This is a genomic window from Microbacterium sp. Y356 (genome assembly GCF_059445355.1).
In genome coordinates, this window is sequence record NZ_JCAIUE010000001.1 from 1,754,122 (window position 1) to 1,768,464 (window position 14,343).

Here is a 14,343-nt window from a genome sequence, read left to right on the forward strand (position 1 = left end):
ATGGTCAGGATGCCACTCACCGCCGCAGAGGTCGAGCGCGGAGAACGCCTCGGCGCCCTGCTGCGACGCGCCAGAGGGACGCGCTCGATGCTTGAAGTCGCGCTCGACGCTGGCATCTCGCCCGAGACGCTGCGCAAGATCGAGTCTGGCCGCGTGGCAACCCCGGCCTTCCCGACGATCGCGTCGATCGCCGACGTCCTTGGCCTCTCACTCGACGCCGTCTGGACCGAGATCGGCGGCGCCGACCAGGGTGCTGGCCCGGGCGCATTCAGCCGCAGGACCCGCGAGCGAATCGCGTCGTAGGCTGCCCCGCTAGATCAGATCAGCCCGCACATGGCTGATCTTGTCGCCGGCGAACGTGATGTCAAAGGTTCCGCCCGTCTGACCACCCGGGAAGTCTCCGGTGAAATCGACCTCGACGTGCAGCATCCCTTCCCGCGGTTCCGTGAGAACGAGCCTGGTCTGTGTGTTGTACCCGACGAAGTACGACGCGTAGTAGCGCCCGATGCCTTCTTGCCCCTCGAAGACCTCTCCGACCGAGGGGTCGTCGAGCACGGCGTCGTCGGTGAAAAACGCCAGGAACCGGGCCACATCGTGGCTGTTCGCGGCGATGATCCAGTCGGCGATGATCGCCTCATGTTCGATGGTCTGCATGGTCTGCTCCTCTGGTAACGCGGATGGCGGCGCGGATGCTAACGCGGATTGTGGCGTGGATGCCAGCACCGATGGTGGTGTGGATGCCGGTGTAGATGCCTTCTCCGACACTGAACCTGATCCGGCCGTCGTGCCAGGGTGCGATCCACCCTGGTTATGGTTCCGGCACCGCGCGATGCTTTACTCAGTCCCCCACAACATTGGAGCCCGCTCGTGTCTACTGATTCATCCGCTCTCGCCACCGCCCGCGCCCAGGCGCTGGAGGTCCGCGCTCTCTACGAAATTCTGGAGGAGCGCTTTAACGGCAAGACCTGGTCGCTTCACGAGCTGATGATTGGCTTCAGTAACGACGTCGGATATATCGGCCGGCTTCTGCTCGCTGACGAGGGCACGTGGGGCATCGACGGCGACCCACGGGCCGAGCTGAAGCACAAGCTCGCAGAGTCGATGTGGTGGACGTTCGTCCTCGCCGACAGGCTCGGCATCGACATGGATGAGGCGTACGGCGACACAATGTCTAGCATCCGCTCGAATCTGGAAGCCACCATCGCCCGCACCGCGAACTGACAGGACTAGCGTGGGCACCATGGCAACACCCGCTGGTCCCCTCGGCGAGTTCCTGCGCGCGCAGCGGGCGCGCATCCAGCCAGCAGATGTCGGCCTGCCCGATGTCGGAGGCAGGCGCGTGAGCGGGTTGCGCCGCGAGGAGGTGGCGGTGTTAGCCGGGGTCAGTGCCGACTATTACGCCCGCCTCGAGCAGGGCAGGGAGCGCACGCCGTCGGCGCCGGTCGTCGAGTCTCTCGCCAACGCGTTGCGCCTCAGTCCGGATGCTCGAATCCACGCGTTCCGCCTCGCTCGGCTCGCGCCGGGAGCGCAGCCGAATCCGGGGCCGGTGAGTGACGAGCTGACACAGCTCATGGATGCATTCGGGCACGCAGCCGCGTATGTCATCGATCCTGGATTCCGCATCATCGCGGCCAACGCCACGGCACGGGCGCTCCTCGGTGAGACGCAGCTCGCCGACGGGGCGATGGACTTTGTCTTCCTCGATGCATCCGCTCACGCGTATTTCCAGAACTGGGATCGCGTCGCCCGCGCCGCTGTCAGCGCGCTTCGCCTCGCGGTCGGGTTCAGCTCGCCGCATCCGGCCGTGCTGCCGCTCATTGCCCGGCTCCGAGCGGATTCTCCCGAGTTCGCCAGCTACTGGGAAGACCACACGGTCGCGGGGCTGAGCATGACCGAGAAGACGATCAATCACCCAGAGGTCGGCCGGCTCACCCTCACCTATCAGACGCTCGACGTGAGGGATGCGCCCGGGCAGCAGCTCACCGTCGCCACCGCCGTGCCTGGCAGCCCGAGTGCGGATGCGCTGGCGCTGCTCGGAACGTTGGAAGTGACACGGAGCGCGCGGGGCTGACGCGGGCATCCCGTCAGCGACCCTGCGTCGCGAGGAGTTCCTCCGCGATTCGCCAGATCCGCTCTCCCGCGGCTGGGTCGGTGTGCGACCGGTAGAGCGCTCGCTCGCGCGGCACCCCGGCGAGCCCCATGAGACCGGATGGTCCGAAGAAGCGTCCGGATGCACCGTCCGTAGTCAGCGCCATGAGCGCCGGGAGTGCTGCCATCGCTGGCGGATTGCCGATGTTGCGGGCGATCACGCTCACGAGCCCTCCGCCCAGTTTCTCGCGGAGGTCGGTGGCGATGCCGGTGCTGGGGACGACTCCGGGATGGCACAGGTTGACGGAGATTCCCCAGCCTTCGGTGGCGCTGCGTCGAGCGAGCTCCAGGCCGAAGATTCCTAGCGCGGCCTTCGAGGTGCCGTATGCCCGGTACGCACTGTACCGACGCTCGGACTGCAGATCATCCCAGCCGACGTGGGCACGAGCGGACGCCATGCTGCTCTGCACGGCGACGCGCGCGTGACCGGCACGTAGCTGCGGGAGGAGCGCACGCGTGAGCATGAAGTGACCGAGGAAGTTGGTCTGGAAATGCAACTCGTAGCCATCTTCGGTGACTCGGCGACGCCTGTCGCCGAGCAGGATGACCCCGGCGTTCATGACGTACAGCTCGATGGATGCCGCGACCTCCTCAACCTGGGCCGCGAGCGTCGATACGGTGGAGAGACGAGCGAGATCCAGGTCGAGAAGCGTGAGGTCCGCCCCGGGAACGCTCTTCCTGATGCCCTCGACCATGCGTTCACCCCGGTCGCGGTTACGCACGGGCAGGAGCACGCGGGCGCCACCCGCGGCGAGCGCGCGGGCGATCTCCAGACCGACGCCGCCGCTCGCCCCGGTAACGAGCGCTGTCTGTCCGCGCCATGTGTCTGCCATCGAGTGCTCCTCAGGTTTCAGCATGCACCCCCGCGCGGATGCGTCAGACCGTCTTGATGACGACTGTTTCACCAGCAGCGCCGCGGAGCGACACCACGCAGCTCAACAGGTGCGCACGGAGCTGATCGCGCGCGGCATCCGTCAGTCCGCTCAGCATGACACTCTCCACTTCGTTGACGTTGGCACTCGCGGCGACAGGCTGCTCGCGTTCGCGCGCCGCTAGCTCGGTAGGAAGCGTCCGGCCCGCGGAATCCACGGCTCCGGGGTGATGGCGGGGCGGCGCCGCCGATCGCCGCCGCCCGAGCCCATCGCCCCAGGCCATCGCCCCGCCCCGGCTCCGCACTCTACTTAGTCGCGCTTCCAGGCCACCACGATCCCCGCACTGAGGATCGCCAGCACGGCCGCTCCGATAAAGAGCCACGCGAATCCCCCGGTGAGGGCATCGGCGGGCGTCGCGCCACCGGCTTCCAGTGCCGCCGTGCGGATGCCTGCGATCGCACCAAGGACGGCGAGACCGACAGCACCACCGATCTGCTGACTCGTGTTGATGAGACCCCCGGCGAGACCTGCCTCTCCACCTTCGACACCTTCGACTGCGAGTTGGGTCGTGGCGACAAAGGCGCCACCGAGTCCGACGCCGATGAGGAGCGTGGGTCCGAGGAGCTGCGTGAGGAAGACGGCATCCGAGGGGGCGAATGCCAGCCACACCAGGCCGGCCGCGAGCACGAGCAGTGACCCGGCGAGCACCGGTCGAGTACCGAGCCAGCCGATTAGAGCAGGCGCGGTGCCGGCTACCAGCACGAGCGCGCCGGCGAGAGGAAGCTGAGAGATGCCGGCCGTGAGCGCGTCATAGCCGAGGACGGCCTGCATGTAGACCGACAGCGCGAAGAACAGCGCGACCATGGCGGCGCCAGCGAGCATCATCACGATGTTGCCGAGGGCAAGATTGCGGTTGCGGAACACCGACAGCGGCACCAGTGGTTCGGCGCTTCGCTTCTCGACCAGCACGAAGGCGAGGCCGAGCACGAGGGCTGCCGCGAACAACCCGAGAGGGAGCGGATGCAGGAACCCGAGCTGCTCCACCGCGCTGAGCGCGCCGACCAATGCAACGAAGGCTGCAGTGATGGTGACAGCGCCCGCGGCATCCAACTGGCCCGACGCCCGCACGCTGTCGCGCGTGATGAGCATCGGGATCGCGATCAGTACGATCGCCCCAATGGGCACGTTGACGAAGAACACTGACTGCCAGCCGAGGGTCGCGGTGAGGATGCCGCCGAGCAGCACGCCGGCGGCCGAACCGATCCCGGCGACAGCGCCCCAGACGCCGAGCGCCTTGGTGCGTTCCTTCGCGTCGGGGAAGAGGTGAGTCAGCAGCGCGAGGGCGGCCGGAGCGAGGAGCGCGGCGGATGCACCCTGTAGGGCGCGGGCAGCGAGGAGCATCTCGCTGAAGAAGGAGAGGCCTGCGAGAGCGGATGCCGCGACGAATCCGGCGGTGCCGATGAGGAAGATTCGCCGGTGACCGTAGCGATCGGCGAGGCGCCCACCAAGGAGGAGCAGGCCGCCGAAGGCGAGCACGTATGCGGTGATCACCCAGGCGAGAGCGGCGGTGTCCATGCCGAGCTGCTGCCCGAGTACGGGAAGAGCGATGTTGACGATAGAGGCGTCAAGCACAACGAGGAACTGCGCGAGCGCAAGGATGCCAAGGGCGAGCCAACGGCGTGAACTTCGTGGTGCTGTGGCGGCTGTCGCCCGGGTGGCGGTGAGAGTGGTCATGTGTGGTTCCTTCCGATGATGAGTTGTGAGTGATTCATCACTCACTCTTGTTGACAAGAAAAATCCCCATGCGGGGTCGCATTATTCAGGGTGACGCATGCCCTTGGTAAGGAGAGCAGCCCACTCTTCAGGCCGCCCGTCGAGTTGCGTGGTGACGATGAGATGGCACAGCTGACCGTAAGCAATGAAGCGCTGGATATCATCGCCCGTGCCCCCGGAGCGACTCTTCGCGAACATCGTGATGCGCGCTATGCCAGCTCGCAGCGCCGTGCCCACTTCAGGGATGTCGGCGACGGACTGCGCGTGCACCTGCAGCATAAGAAGCGTGCGGTCACCGATGAGCTGCGCGTAGGCGTCGCCCATCGCTTCGAGGATCGCCTCTGGCGCCTGGCCTGCGGCCGCGTCCGCACCCTCCTCAAGTGTGGCAAGAATCGCGTCGAAGCACGCCTCGAGGGCGGCGATGAAGAGCGCTTCTTTGCCGGAGTAGAGCTTGAAGACGTACGCCGGGGAGATCTTCGCCTCCCGCGCGACGTCTGCAACGGTCGTGGCGTAGTAGCCGCCGCGCGCGAACTCCGCCATCGCCGCCGCGGCCACGACGGGCCGACGCGCATCGGCGGTGGAGAGGATCGAACTCCGCGTGGATGACATATGAGTGACTGTACACTCACTCTCGCCCGAAGGCAACCATCACGATGCGGCCCGGTCGCCCCGCGCGCCTGACGCCGGAAGGAAACCTGACTCAAACTCGGGTTTTGGCCAGGTTTTCATTCCCCCATCACTGCGGGTTCTCGGGCAATGTCCGTAGCCCCACTTCTTAGAAACGGAACACGCCGCCTATGAAAGACTCTCGCCATGTGGATCGGCTGGATCGAGTTCGACGTATTGCTCGGAGATGTGCACTCTCTGAAAGAGAAGCGCAGCGTGATCAAGCCTCTGATCGCTGACCTGTCACGACGGACGGAATCGGCTGCTGCGGAGGTCGGAGCTCACGACCTGCATCGCCGCACGGCGATCGGCCTGTCAGTGGTGGGCGCGGACGTCGCGCACGTGCGCGACGTCCTGGATCGAGCCGACCGGATGCTAGCGGAAGAGCATCCGGAGATCACTCTCTTGTCAGCCCGACGAGGCCTGCACTCCAGCGAGGACTGATCACAGACCTTCAGCGATCTCCTTGATCGCGGCGAGGCGGCGATCCCAGCCACGCCCGATCGCGTCAAGACGCTGAGCGGTGGCACTGAGCTCAGCGCCGATCACCCGGAATCGCAGTTCACGCCCGACCCGCACGGGCTCGACGAGGCCCACCTGTTCGAGCACCGCGAGATGCTTTGCTATCGCCTGGCGAGTGACCGGGAGGCGCCCGGCGAGGGCGGATGCCGAAGCATCCCCCTCCCCGAGCGCCGCAAGGATGCTCCACCGCGTCTCGTCGGCGAGCGCCGCGAACATCGGAGCCAGAGTTTCTGTGCTCACGCGTCACCCTCGACCAGGACGACGAGCTTGTCGAGTTCTTCATCCCATCCGGTGCGGTGGCTCTCGAGGTTCGCGAGCGGCTCGGAGGTGTTCTCGAATCCGACCTCGACGACGGTGAGCTGCGTGCCACCATCCGCCTCATCGAGCGTGAAGGTGAAGACGGTCGAGCCGTTCTCCTGGATGCCGTCCGGGAGCTGCCCGAGCGCGTCGTCGTTGTTCCAGCGGTAGGCGACGCAGCGCGGCTCTTCCCATTCCTCCACCCGCAGCGGGATGGACCCGTAGTCGGGAAAGGTCATCGTGCCGGTCGCGCCGACACCGGTGCCGTCGAGCACGGTGCGACCGAACCAGCGGCTGATGTATTCGGGCTGGGTCACTGCCTGCCAGACCTTTTCGATGGACGCGTTGATTCGGATGGTGCGACGCACGGTGAATGCGTCTTCGTCGACGACGGATGCCTGGTTGTCGGTCATGTTCACCATGATGGTTCCTTTCTAGATTCCTTTGTAGGCCGATCAGCCCAACTGCAACTCAATGGTTGCACCATCTGGCGATGACTGCAACCCTGGAGTTGCAGTTTTCGGCCTACGGAACCACCTCGTGCACTACGTGATGACTCGGCCCGTCAGGCAGTACGTCGCCGCCCCAACACCCCGGCGAACACGATCGCCACAACACCCGCGATCGGCACGATGAGCAGTCCCGTGCGAAGCCCGGCATTCTCAGCGACAAACCCGACGAACGGTGGCGACAGCAGGAATCCGAGTCGCGACAGCCACGACACGATCGTGATGCCGGCACCGTGCCGGAGCCCTGGCAGCGCGTCCGCAGCCTGCAGCGCGGCAGGGATAAGCGTCGCCGACCCGAACCCTGCGACCGCGAAGCCCAGGATCGTGCCCGGCACACTCGGGAACGCCAGTGCCAGCCCCATGCCGACGGCGATGAGGAGTCCGCCGGCGCGGGCGACGGTACGCTGACCGAACCGGTCGACCATGCCGTCGCCGATCATCCGGCCGATGAACTGGGCTCCGACGAGGGCGATGTATCCGGTTGTCGCGATCGCGGCCGGAGCACCGAGATCGGCGCCGAGGTAGAGGGTCGCCCATGACATTCCGGCATCCTCAACCACGGCGCCGACGATCGCGAGCAACACGAGCGCGATGATGACGAACACAGTCCGGCCGGAGATGCCGCGGCGCAGCGCACCGCCGATCTCCGATCCGCCGGCGATTGCGTCGTCTTCGGCGACGTCGTCGTGGCCGGGCAGGCACATCCGTAGGGCGACGAGCGAGACGGCACAGAAGACGACGGCGGAGATCGTCAGGTGGATGCCGAGGGGCAACTTCAGCGCGATCGCCGCCGCCGACATCGATCCGCCGAGAACAGCGCCGATCGACCAGATCGCGTGGAAGGAGTTGATGATCGAGCGGTCGTATCCGCGCTGCACGCGCAGACTGTGCGCGTTCTGGGCGACGTCGGTGATGGCATCCGTCGCCCCACCGATGAAGAGGCCGAGTGCGAAGAAGAGCACCGACGGCGCGATACCCGCCGAGAGCAGCCCCAGGCTGGTGAGAATGGTGCCGATCACAGCAACTCTCGCCGAGCCGAATCGGCGGATGAGCACGGCGGCTCCGAGTCCCGCGACGATCGCGCCGGCGGGGAAGGCTGCGATCGCGAGACCGTAGCTGGCGGCGTCGAGGCCGAGCGTCGCTTTGATGTCGGGATAGCGCGGCAGGATGTTCGCAAGCAGCGCGCCGTTGGTGAGGAACAGCAGCGCGACGCCGATGCGCGCTCGACGCACGGCCGGGTCGACTGTGGTCAAAGAAGGCATATGAATCAGCCTAGGTGGGGTGACGCTGGCACAGCCGCGCACTACCCTGTCAGCATGAGTGCTGAGCGGTTGACCTTCGAAACGACAATCGGCGTAGACGTCAAGGGCGAGACGTGGAGTTGTGTCGAGATCCCGGAATCAGCGGAGTTCTTCGGCACAGGTAAGTCCGTCAAAGTCGATGCGACGATCGACGACGTGGCACTTGAGAACGTCGGCGCGATGCCCACAGGTACCGGCGGGCACATGGTGTCGCTGAACGCGAAGGTTCGCAAGAATCTGGGCAAAGACGTCGGCGACAGAGTCAACGTCACCATCGTCACGCGCTAACCGCAGAATCGCGCGCACGGCTTGCGGCGGAGCGGATCGTCAGGCACTGAGCGTCTCCGTTCGTCCCGGCGCACGCGATGATGCTGATCGGATGCTGCGCCGCAGAGCCACCTCGCGTGCCATGAGCGCAGCGTCCCGTCAAGGGTCGCGCTTCATTGTCGAGCCGCCCCTACGGTGAGGCGATATGGACAGCTTCATATTCCTCAGTTTCGCCGTCGCATACCTCGCGCTGCTCATCTGGGGCATCTCATTGGTGGTGGCGCGACGCCGGGCAGTCGCCTCCGACCTCGCGCTGCTCGTCGTGCTCGGTCTCGTCTACGACAACATCGTCATCGGGCTCGGCACCATGATCGGCGACGGAGCCGCACTCGAAGGGCTGAACTCGGCGCGGTACTGGATGCACGCGCTACTGACGCCACTGCTCGTTCTTGTCGCCTGGCATGTGCTGATCCGTACCGGCCTCCGCTGGGCACGCACCGCCTGGGCCGCAGTGGTGGCGATCGGCGTGACCGCGGCACTCATGGTCTACGAGATCATCGTGGGCGCACTGCCGATGCAGCTCGTAGCCGACTGGGAGTACGGAGCGCTCAGTTACGGCAACGAGAACGCTCCCGACGGAGCACCGCTCATGGTTCTCGTCGTCGCCGCCGCTCTGCTGGTGGCGGGCATCGTCGTCTGGGTTCGAGAACGCTGGCCGTGGCTCACCGTGGCGACTGCACTCATGGTGGCGGGCAGCGCCGTCACACTGCCGGTGCCCAGCGCGGCCATCGTCAACGCCTTCGAACTGATCCTGCTCGTCGGCGTCGTCGCGACGGTCGCGCACCAGGACCGCACCACCGGTCGGCGCGTGGCAGGTTGAGCGAGGCGATCGGCTCGGGCGCGCATCTCTTCGCGCACCAGAGCCGATCGACGCCTGCACCTGTTGACTGCGGGCAAGGTCAGGGGATGACGATGACCTTGCCAGTGATCGGCCCTTCAGCGGCTTCGACATGGAGCGCCTGCAGCTCGGTGAGTGGGATGCGGCGGGTGACTTCCAGGTGGAGGTCACCGCTGTCGACGAGGGCGACGAGCTCCTTGAGTTGCTCGGTGTCGCTGCGGACGAAGACAAGCACCGAGCGCACGTTCCGCTCTGCATCGTCGGGCGCTGGCATCCAGGCCGTGGTGCTCACAACGACACCGCCGGAGCGGACGACGCTCACTAGGGCGGTGAACTCGGCCGGCTCGAGCGGGGCGAGGTTGAGGAGAAGGTCGACCGGCTCGGAGACCGCGTCGAGGACGTCGGTTTCAGTGTGGTCGATGATCTCGTCCGCACCGGCTGCCCTGACGGCATCCGCACTCCGCGGGCTGGCGGTCGCGACGACGTACGCACCTGCCCGCTTCGCGAGGGCGATCGCGTACTTCCCTACGGCGCCGCCGGCGCCGACGATGAGCACGCGCTGACCTGCCTCGAGCCCTCCGTCTTCGAAGAGTGCCTGGCGCGCGGTGAGCGCGACCGAGGGCAATGCCGCAGCATCCGCAAGCGGAACGCTGGTCGGCGCCGCGACGAGCACGTCCGCCGGAGCGACCACGTATTCCGCGGCACCTCCGTCTTCGCCCATGGGCAGGAAGCCAATCACCTCGTCGCCGACCGCGAACCCCTCGACTCCGTCACCAATCGCGTCGACTGTGCCCGAGACGTCGGGCCCCGGCACGTGCGGGAGCACCACCGGAATCGGCAGGAAGCCTGCGCGGATGCCGTTGTCGGCGGCGCTGTACGCGGATGCCGCGACGCGCAGCCGCACCTGCCCCGCGGCGGGAGTGGGCTGGTCGATCTCGCCGTACTGGAGTACTTCGGGCCCGCCCACTTCGTGGAACCGTACTGCCTTCATGATCCTGTCCTTTTCATTTCTACTTCGAATGGATGCTTCGAATTCGAAGCACTACGGAAACGGTAGCACTACTTCGAATTCGAAGCAACACGTATACTGGAGAAATGACCACACGCCCCCCTCAGCTCTCCCCCACAGAGCTCGCGGCCTACTTCGCCTTCACCGAGGTGAGCAGCCTTCTGCGGCACGCGGTGGAGAAGCAACTCCGCGAGGTCGGCAAGCTCAGCTACGTGCAGTTCCAGGTGCTCGCTCGCTTGCGAGACGCACCCGAGGGCAGCCAGCGGATGACGGATCTCGCGGATGACCTCGTCTACAGCCGCAGCGGGCTGACATATCAGGCGCAGACGCTCGAAGAGCGCCGACTCGTCACGCGCGCCCCCTCACCGGAGGACGAGAGGAGCACCGTCGTCGCGATCACGGACGAAGGCCGCGAGGTGCTCGCGAAGGTGTTCCCCGGACACATCGAGGTCGTCAGCAGCCTGCTGTTCGCATCCCTCGCCGACGACGACGTCGACGTTCTCGCCCGGGTGATGACCCAGGTCTGTGGTCACCTGCGCGCGAGCCCGCCGCGCTCTGCGACGCCGCGGCGGTCTGGCAAGACCCCGTAGTGCTGGTCCTCTATCGAGCGTGCCGAAGAACCGTGGGCGGTCACGGACGTTGACATCCGCCCCGCCTCAGGGCTCGCGACTCAGCGCTCGGGACTCAGGGCTCGCGACTCAGGGCTCGAGGACGATGCGGCCGAACACAGCGCCGCGATCCATCTGACGATGGGCCTCGGCTGCCTCCTCGAGGGGCATGACGGCGTGGACGACCGGATGCAGTTCGCCTCTGGCCACTGCCGCGAACTGCTCCGCCCTGGCAGCATCCGTTCTCTCGGCGGAGATCGAGTCCAGGCTGAACGTGGCGACCGATCTGGACTGCTGAAAGCCCTGCATGAGGCGCATACCGAAGTCGGCGGGCGGGAACCCGGCGACCGCTCCGACGATAACGAGACGGCCGTTGGGTGCGAGTCGATCGATGAACGCGGGGATCTGCTCACCGCCGACGATGTCGATGATCACGTCGAAGGCGCTTGTCGTGCCGCCGGACCCTTCTCGATCGAGCAGTTCCGTCGCTCCGTACTCACGCAGCCGGCGGCCTCGCTCTTCGGATGACGTCGTCACGGCGATGGTGGATGCTCCGACGCGGGCGGCGAGCTCGATCGCAGCGATGCCGATGCTGCCTGCTGCGCCGCGCACCAGCACCGTCTCGCCTGCGGCGAGATGCGCGTGGGCGAGGGCGAAGTGCGCGACGGGCCCTGCGCTGCCGACAGTCACCGCGTCGATGGACGACACCCCGTCGGGGATCGGCGTCACGCCACCGACCCGGGCTAGCGCGTGCTCGACGTATCCGCCGCCGGTGCCGGTGAACGCCCATACGCGCCGGCCGATCCAGGCGTCATCCACGTCTGCACCGACCTCACTGACGATGCCTGCGACTTCGCTGCCAGGGATCATTCCGATCGGAAACCCCGAGCCGAGCGTGCCGCGACGGATCACCGCGTCTACACCACCGACGCCGATCGCCTCTGTCTCGATCAGCATCTGATCCGCTGCAGGACTCGGCTTGGGGACGTCTTTCATCACCATTCCGTCTGGGTCGCCGAATCGCTGGATCGTCATCGCTCGCACAGGGTTGCTCCTCTTCGTCTGCCGATTCGTCGGCACGTCCGCCAGCCGGCTGGCCGGCGCGTTCATCGCCTGGTTCCGGTACCTTGGAGACGTTAGTGGACGCCCCCGTCCACTAACGCGAAGTGAGAGGAATGAGCCCCGAAATGACTCGGGCACTCCGCACGGATGCGCAGGACAACCGCGACCGCATGGTGACGGCGGCGCGCAGCCTCTTCGCCGAGCGCGGCCTCGATGTCGGCATGCGCGAGATCGCACGCCGCGCCCAGGTCGGACCGGCGACTCTGTACCGCCGCTTTCCCACGAGGCAGGTGCTCGTCGACGAGGCCTTTGCCGTCGAGCTCCAGTCGTGCCGCGCGGTGGTTGTGGATGGCTGCGCCGACGAAGATCCGTGGCGCGGCTTCACGTCGGTCATCGAACGCCTCACCGCGCTGAACGTTCGCAACCGCGGCTTCGTCGACGCGTTCATGTCCGTCGACCCGGCCGCGGCCGCATTCGCGGAGCATCGACGAGAACTGCTGGGACTGCTCGAGGATCTCGGCCGCCGCGCCCAGTCCACGGGAGAGCTGCGTCGCGACTTCGTCATCGACGACCTCATCCTCATCCTGCTCACCGGACGCGGGCTCGCTGCAGTGGACGAGGGTGCCCGCGAGACCGCTGCGCGACGTTTCGCCGTGCTGGCGATCGATGGGCTGCGTGAGCGGAGGCTGGTGGCATGAACGAGATCGTCGACGCGCTTGCGGCGGATGCCACGCACCTGGACGCCGAGCGAAGCTTCGCAGCCGCCGGCTGGACGCCGTGCGGCGCCGGGGACTGGGCGATCGCGCTGCGCTCTCCCGACGGCACGATGGCGGCGCGCATCAGCCCATTTGACCCGACCGGTCCGTACACGGCGGGGCTGTATCACGAGGCGGCTCACACACGCCGGGTGCCGCACCTCTTCACCCATCGACGCCTCGCCGGCGGCGGAGATCTGCAAGTCATGGAGTGGCTCCAGGCTGCGGACGAGCAGGTTGCCATCGAGTTCCACCGTGCGATCGAGAACCGCGACGAGGCCGTCGCCGAACTGGTCGACATCGTCCGCCGCATCCACGAGCGAGCGCTTCACGAGCTGCCGTGGTGCGGACCGCTGGACCAGAACCCGTCGAACGTCATGCGCGGAGCCGACGGCCGCCTCGTGGTCTGCGACCTGTTCTACGCCGATGGGCCGGAGCTCTATGCGACGGCCGCCGCTAACCCGCAGATGGTCGCCGATCAGATCCCTGAGAGCGAGCGTCGCTTCATGACCGAGATTCCGCTGGCTGCATCTGGGCCGTGGGATGCCGGGGAGCGGGAGGCTATGCGAGTGGGGTTGGCTGAGGCGGACCAGCAGAGGAACTTCACCTCCCGCGGAGAAACTCCTCGACCTCATCCGCAGTCGGAGCCGTCGTCGGTCCACGACGGGTGACTTTGATGGCGGCCGCGGCGTTGGCGCGTCGGCATGCATCCACCCATGTCGAGCCGTCGGCGATGCCTGCCAGCAGCGCCCCGGTGTGGGTGTCACCGGCGCCGTTGGTGTCAACGGGAGTCTGCGGAAAGCCCGGCACGTAGACGCTCTCTCCGTGCGCATGCACCGCACACCCTTCGGCGCCGTCGCGAACGATGGTGACCGCCCCGGCGCGCATCAGCGGAGCAAGTGCCCGGGCCTGGGTCGCGATCTCGCGTTCGGATGCCTGGATTGGAATGGACGATGCTTCAACCGGAACGAACAGCGCGGCCAGCAGATCGGTCGCCTCCTCGGCGTTGCCGGTCCACACGTCGGTGCGGGCGAGCATCGTGTCGCGCACGTCAGCGGGCAGCTCAGCGAACGCCGCCCCCGGGTCGAGGACGACGACCGCATCCTCGGGAAGGGACGCCAACCAGGCCAGCATCGGATCGCGGGTCTGCGCGACGGCGAGCGAGTATCCGGTGACGCAGACGAGGTCGCCTGGTTGAACGTCGGCGCTCGCGAGCGACTCGACCGTGATCTCGCGCTCGGCGCCCAGCGTCGTGACGAAAGTGCGCTCTGCGGTGGGTTCGAGCAGCACGACACACACTCCGGTGTCCTGCGTGGCAATCTGCGGGGCGGATGCTGCAATGCCGTCGGCATCCAGCGCCTCGCGGATTAGATCACCGTATGGACCGGTCCCGATCGATCCGGCATGCAGGCACTGGGCGCCGAGACGAGCCGCCGCGAGCAGCACTGTGACGGAGCCGCCGGCGAACTCTCCGACGGCATCGGCCATGAGGTTCTGCCCGCGCGCGGGGAGATCCGCCACTTCGATGACCAAGTCAACCAGCGCCTGTCCGCTGTGGATCACTCGTGGTGGGTGCGCATCCTGCGCGAGTCGATCATCGGCCTCAGCACGGGTGAGCATGCGGACAGCCTATCGATCAGGCAGCGTGCACGATCG

The 14,343-nt window shown here is 66.8% G+C and carries 20 protein-coding genes; 9 read left to right on the forward strand and 11 right to left on the reverse strand.

The window, feature by feature from the left end; genetic code table 11:
- Complete coding sequence (locus AC1C2Q_RS08410; protein WP_495450561.1) at positions 1-303, forward strand: helix-turn-helix domain-containing protein; 303 nt, start codon at positions 1-3, stop codon at positions 301-303.
- 9 nt (positions 304-312) lie between these two features.
- On the opposite strand, the gene AC1C2Q_RS08415 is transcribed toward AC1C2Q_RS08410, so the two are convergent.
- The gene (locus AC1C2Q_RS08415; protein ID WP_495449730.1) at positions 313-654 is read right to left on the reverse strand and encodes a nuclear transport factor 2 family protein; all 342 of its coding nucleotides are present in this window, start codon (positions 652-654) and stop codon (positions 313-315) included.
- A gap of 213 nt (positions 655-867) precedes the next feature.
- Between AC1C2Q_RS08415 and AC1C2Q_RS08420 the strand changes: the two genes are divergently transcribed.
- Together AC1C2Q_RS08420 and AC1C2Q_RS08425 are read left to right on the forward strand one after the other, a co-directional pair.
- Entirely contained in the window at positions 868-1,221 is a 354-nt protein-coding gene (locus tag AC1C2Q_RS08420) for a nucleoside triphosphate pyrophosphohydrolase family protein (protein WP_495449731.1), read from the forward strand.
- 19 nt (positions 1,222-1,240) lie between these two features.
- Positions 1,241-2,071, forward strand: coding sequence for a helix-turn-helix domain-containing protein (locus AC1C2Q_RS08425; RefSeq protein WP_495449732.1), 831 nt, complete (start codon positions 1,241-1,243; stop codon positions 2,069-2,071).
- Positions 2,072-2,084: 13 nt separating this feature from the next.
- Here AC1C2Q_RS08425 and AC1C2Q_RS08430 read toward each other — a convergent pair whose 3' ends face one another.
- From AC1C2Q_RS08430 to AC1C2Q_RS08445, 4 genes are all read right to left on the reverse strand, one after another.
- Positions 2,085-2,981, reverse strand: coding sequence for an SDR family NAD(P)-dependent oxidoreductase (locus tag AC1C2Q_RS08430; protein WP_495449733.1), 897 nt, complete (start codon positions 2,979-2,981; stop codon positions 2,085-2,087).
- 43 nt (positions 2,982-3,024) lie between these two features.
- Positions 3,025-3,237, reverse strand: coding sequence for a hypothetical protein (locus AC1C2Q_RS08435; protein ID WP_495449734.1), 213 nt, complete (start codon positions 3,235-3,237; stop codon positions 3,025-3,027).
- Between the two features lie 92 nt (positions 3,238-3,329).
- Complete coding sequence (locus tag AC1C2Q_RS08440) at positions 3,330-4,754, reverse strand: MFS transporter (protein WP_495430668.1); 1,425 nt, start codon at positions 4,752-4,754, stop codon at positions 3,330-3,332.
- 81 nt (positions 4,755-4,835) lie between these two features.
- Positions 4,836-5,402, reverse strand: a complete 567-nt coding sequence (locus tag AC1C2Q_RS08445) for a TetR/AcrR family transcriptional regulator (RefSeq protein ID WP_495449735.1) — start codon at positions 5,400-5,402, stop codon at positions 4,836-4,838.
- A 204-nt stretch (positions 5,403-5,606) separates the two neighbouring features.
- Between AC1C2Q_RS08445 and AC1C2Q_RS08450 the strand changes: the two genes are divergently transcribed.
- On the forward strand, positions 5,607-5,903 hold the full coding sequence (locus AC1C2Q_RS08450; protein WP_495449736.1) for a DUF503 domain-containing protein: 297 nt from the start codon (positions 5,607-5,609) through the stop codon (positions 5,901-5,903).
- Here AC1C2Q_RS08450 and AC1C2Q_RS08455 read toward each other — a convergent pair whose 3' ends face one another.
- From AC1C2Q_RS08455 to AC1C2Q_RS08465, 3 genes are all read right to left on the reverse strand, one after another.
- Positions 5,904-6,221, reverse strand: a complete 318-nt coding sequence (locus AC1C2Q_RS08455; RefSeq protein WP_495449737.1) for an ArsR/SmtB family transcription factor — start codon at positions 6,219-6,221, stop codon at positions 5,904-5,906. It lies immediately after the preceding gene.
- Positions 6,218-6,700 carry an SRPBCC domain-containing protein gene (locus AC1C2Q_RS08460; RefSeq protein ID WP_495449738.1) on the reverse strand — a complete coding sequence of 161 codons (483 nt, stop codon included), beginning with the start codon at positions 6,698-6,700 and terminating at the stop codon, positions 6,218-6,220. Before AC1C2Q_RS08460 ends, AC1C2Q_RS08455 begins: the two co-directional genes overlap by 4 nt.
- A 143-nt stretch (positions 6,701-6,843) precedes the next feature.
- Positions 6,844-8,049: an MFS transporter gene (locus tag AC1C2Q_RS08465; protein WP_495449739.1), complete on the reverse strand. Its 1,206-nt coding sequence runs from the start codon at positions 8,047-8,049 to the stop codon at positions 6,844-6,846.
- A gap of 54 nt (positions 8,050-8,103) precedes the next feature.
- On the opposite strand from AC1C2Q_RS08465, the gene AC1C2Q_RS08470 reads away from it, so the two are divergent.
- Positions 8,104-8,376, forward strand: a complete 273-nt coding sequence (locus AC1C2Q_RS08470) for a DUF1905 domain-containing protein (RefSeq protein WP_495449740.1) — start codon at positions 8,104-8,106, stop codon at positions 8,374-8,376.
- A gap of 184 nt (positions 8,377-8,560) precedes the next feature.
- Positions 8,561-9,235 carry a hypothetical protein gene (locus AC1C2Q_RS08475; RefSeq protein WP_495449741.1) on the forward strand — a complete coding sequence of 225 codons (675 nt, stop codon included), beginning with the start codon at positions 8,561-8,563 and terminating at the stop codon, positions 9,233-9,235.
- A 79-nt stretch (positions 9,236-9,314) separates the two neighbouring features.
- Here AC1C2Q_RS08475 and AC1C2Q_RS08480 read toward each other — a convergent pair whose 3' ends face one another.
- A complete protein-coding gene (locus AC1C2Q_RS08480) occupies positions 9,315-10,244 on the reverse strand; it encodes an NADP-dependent oxidoreductase (RefSeq protein ID WP_495449742.1) in 930 nt (309 codons plus the stop codon).
- A 104-nt stretch (positions 10,245-10,348) separates the two neighbouring features.
- Here AC1C2Q_RS08480 and AC1C2Q_RS08485 point away from each other — a divergent pair, with 104 nt between their 5' ends.
- A complete protein-coding gene (locus tag AC1C2Q_RS08485) occupies positions 10,349-10,852 on the forward strand; it encodes a MarR family winged helix-turn-helix transcriptional regulator (protein WP_495449743.1) in 504 nt (167 codons plus the stop codon).
- Positions 10,853-10,960: 108 nt separating this feature from the next.
- Here the strand turns inward: AC1C2Q_RS08485 and AC1C2Q_RS08490 are convergent, their stop codons facing one another.
- A complete protein-coding gene (locus tag AC1C2Q_RS08490; protein WP_495450562.1) occupies positions 10,961-11,905 on the reverse strand; it encodes a zinc-binding dehydrogenase in 945 nt (314 codons plus the stop codon).
- Between the two features lie 152 nt (positions 11,906-12,057).
- Between AC1C2Q_RS08490 and AC1C2Q_RS08495 the strand changes: the two genes are divergently transcribed.
- Both AC1C2Q_RS08495 and AC1C2Q_RS08500 read left to right on the forward strand, forming a co-directional pair.
- Positions 12,058-12,630: a TetR/AcrR family transcriptional regulator gene (locus AC1C2Q_RS08495; protein ID WP_495449744.1), complete on the forward strand. Its 573-nt coding sequence runs from the start codon at positions 12,058-12,060 to the stop codon at positions 12,628-12,630.
- A complete protein-coding gene (locus tag AC1C2Q_RS08500; protein ID WP_495449745.1) occupies positions 12,627-13,358 on the forward strand; it encodes a hypothetical protein in 732 nt (243 codons plus the stop codon). The genes AC1C2Q_RS08495 and AC1C2Q_RS08500 overlap by 4 nt, the downstream gene beginning before the upstream one ends.
- Here the strand turns inward: AC1C2Q_RS08500 and AC1C2Q_RS08505 are convergent.
- Positions 13,291-14,307: a PfkB family carbohydrate kinase gene (locus AC1C2Q_RS08505; RefSeq protein WP_495449746.1), complete on the reverse strand. Its 1,017-nt coding sequence runs from the start codon at positions 14,305-14,307 to the stop codon at positions 13,291-13,293. The genes AC1C2Q_RS08500 and AC1C2Q_RS08505 overlap by 68 nt on opposite strands.
- Positions 14,308-14,343: the final 36 nt, after the last annotated feature.

Excerpts from the sequence above, each read along its gene's own strand:
- AC1C2Q_RS08430 (WP_495449733.1), bottom strand. The coding sequence starts at position 2,981 with ATGGCAGACACATGGCGCGGACAGACAGCGCTCGTTACCGGGGCGAGC.
- AC1C2Q_RS08410 (WP_495450561.1), top strand. The coding sequence starts at position 1 with ATGGTCAGGATGCCACTCACCGCCGCAGAGGTCGAGCGCGGAGAACGC.
- AC1C2Q_RS08485 (WP_495449743.1), top strand. The coding sequence starts at position 10,349 with ATGACCACACGCCCCCCTCAGCTCTCCCCCACAGAGCTCGCGGCCTAC.
- AC1C2Q_RS08475 (WP_495449741.1), top strand. The coding sequence starts at position 8,561 with ATGGACAGCTTCATATTCCTCAGTTTCGCCGTCGCATACCTCGCGCTG.
- AC1C2Q_RS08450 (WP_495449736.1), top strand. The coding sequence starts at position 5,607 with ATGTGGATCGGCTGGATCGAGTTCGACGTATTGCTCGGAGATGTGCAC.
- AC1C2Q_RS08465 (WP_495449739.1), bottom strand. The coding sequence starts at position 8,049 with ATGCCTTCTTTGACCACAGTCGACCCGGCCGTGCGTCGAGCGCGCATC.
- AC1C2Q_RS08490 (WP_495450562.1), bottom strand. The coding sequence starts at position 11,905 with ATGACGATCCAGCGATTCGGCGACCCAGACGGAATGGTGATGAAAGAC.
- AC1C2Q_RS08505 (WP_495449746.1), bottom strand. The coding sequence starts at position 14,307 with ATGCTCACCCGTGCTGAGGCCGATGATCGACTCGCGCAGGATGCGCAC.
- AC1C2Q_RS08415 (WP_495449730.1), bottom strand. The coding sequence starts at position 654 with ATGCAGACCATCGAACATGAGGCGATCATCGCCGACTGGATCATCGCC.
- AC1C2Q_RS08470 (WP_495449740.1), top strand. The coding sequence starts at position 8,104 with ATGAGTGCTGAGCGGTTGACCTTCGAAACGACAATCGGCGTAGACGTC.
- AC1C2Q_RS08460 (WP_495449738.1), bottom strand. The coding sequence starts at position 6,700 with ATGGTGAACATGACCGACAACCAGGCATCCGTCGTCGACGAAGACGCA.
- AC1C2Q_RS08495 (WP_495449744.1), top strand. The coding sequence starts at position 12,058 with ATGACTCGGGCACTCCGCACGGATGCGCAGGACAACCGCGACCGCATG.
- AC1C2Q_RS08440 (WP_495430668.1), bottom strand. The coding sequence starts at position 4,754 with ATGACCACTCTCACCGCCACCCGGGCGACAGCCGCCACAGCACCACGA.
- AC1C2Q_RS08500 (WP_495449745.1), top strand. The coding sequence starts at position 12,627 with ATGAACGAGATCGTCGACGCGCTTGCGGCGGATGCCACGCACCTGGAC.
- AC1C2Q_RS08445 (WP_495449735.1), bottom strand. The coding sequence starts at position 5,402 with ATGTCATCCACGCGGAGTTCGATCCTCTCCACCGCCGATGCGCGTCGG.
- AC1C2Q_RS08480 (WP_495449742.1), bottom strand. The coding sequence starts at position 10,244 with ATGAAGGCAGTACGGTTCCACGAAGTGGGCGGGCCCGAAGTACTCCAG.
- AC1C2Q_RS08425 (WP_495449732.1), top strand. The coding sequence starts at position 1,241 with ATGGCAACACCCGCTGGTCCCCTCGGCGAGTTCCTGCGCGCGCAGCGG.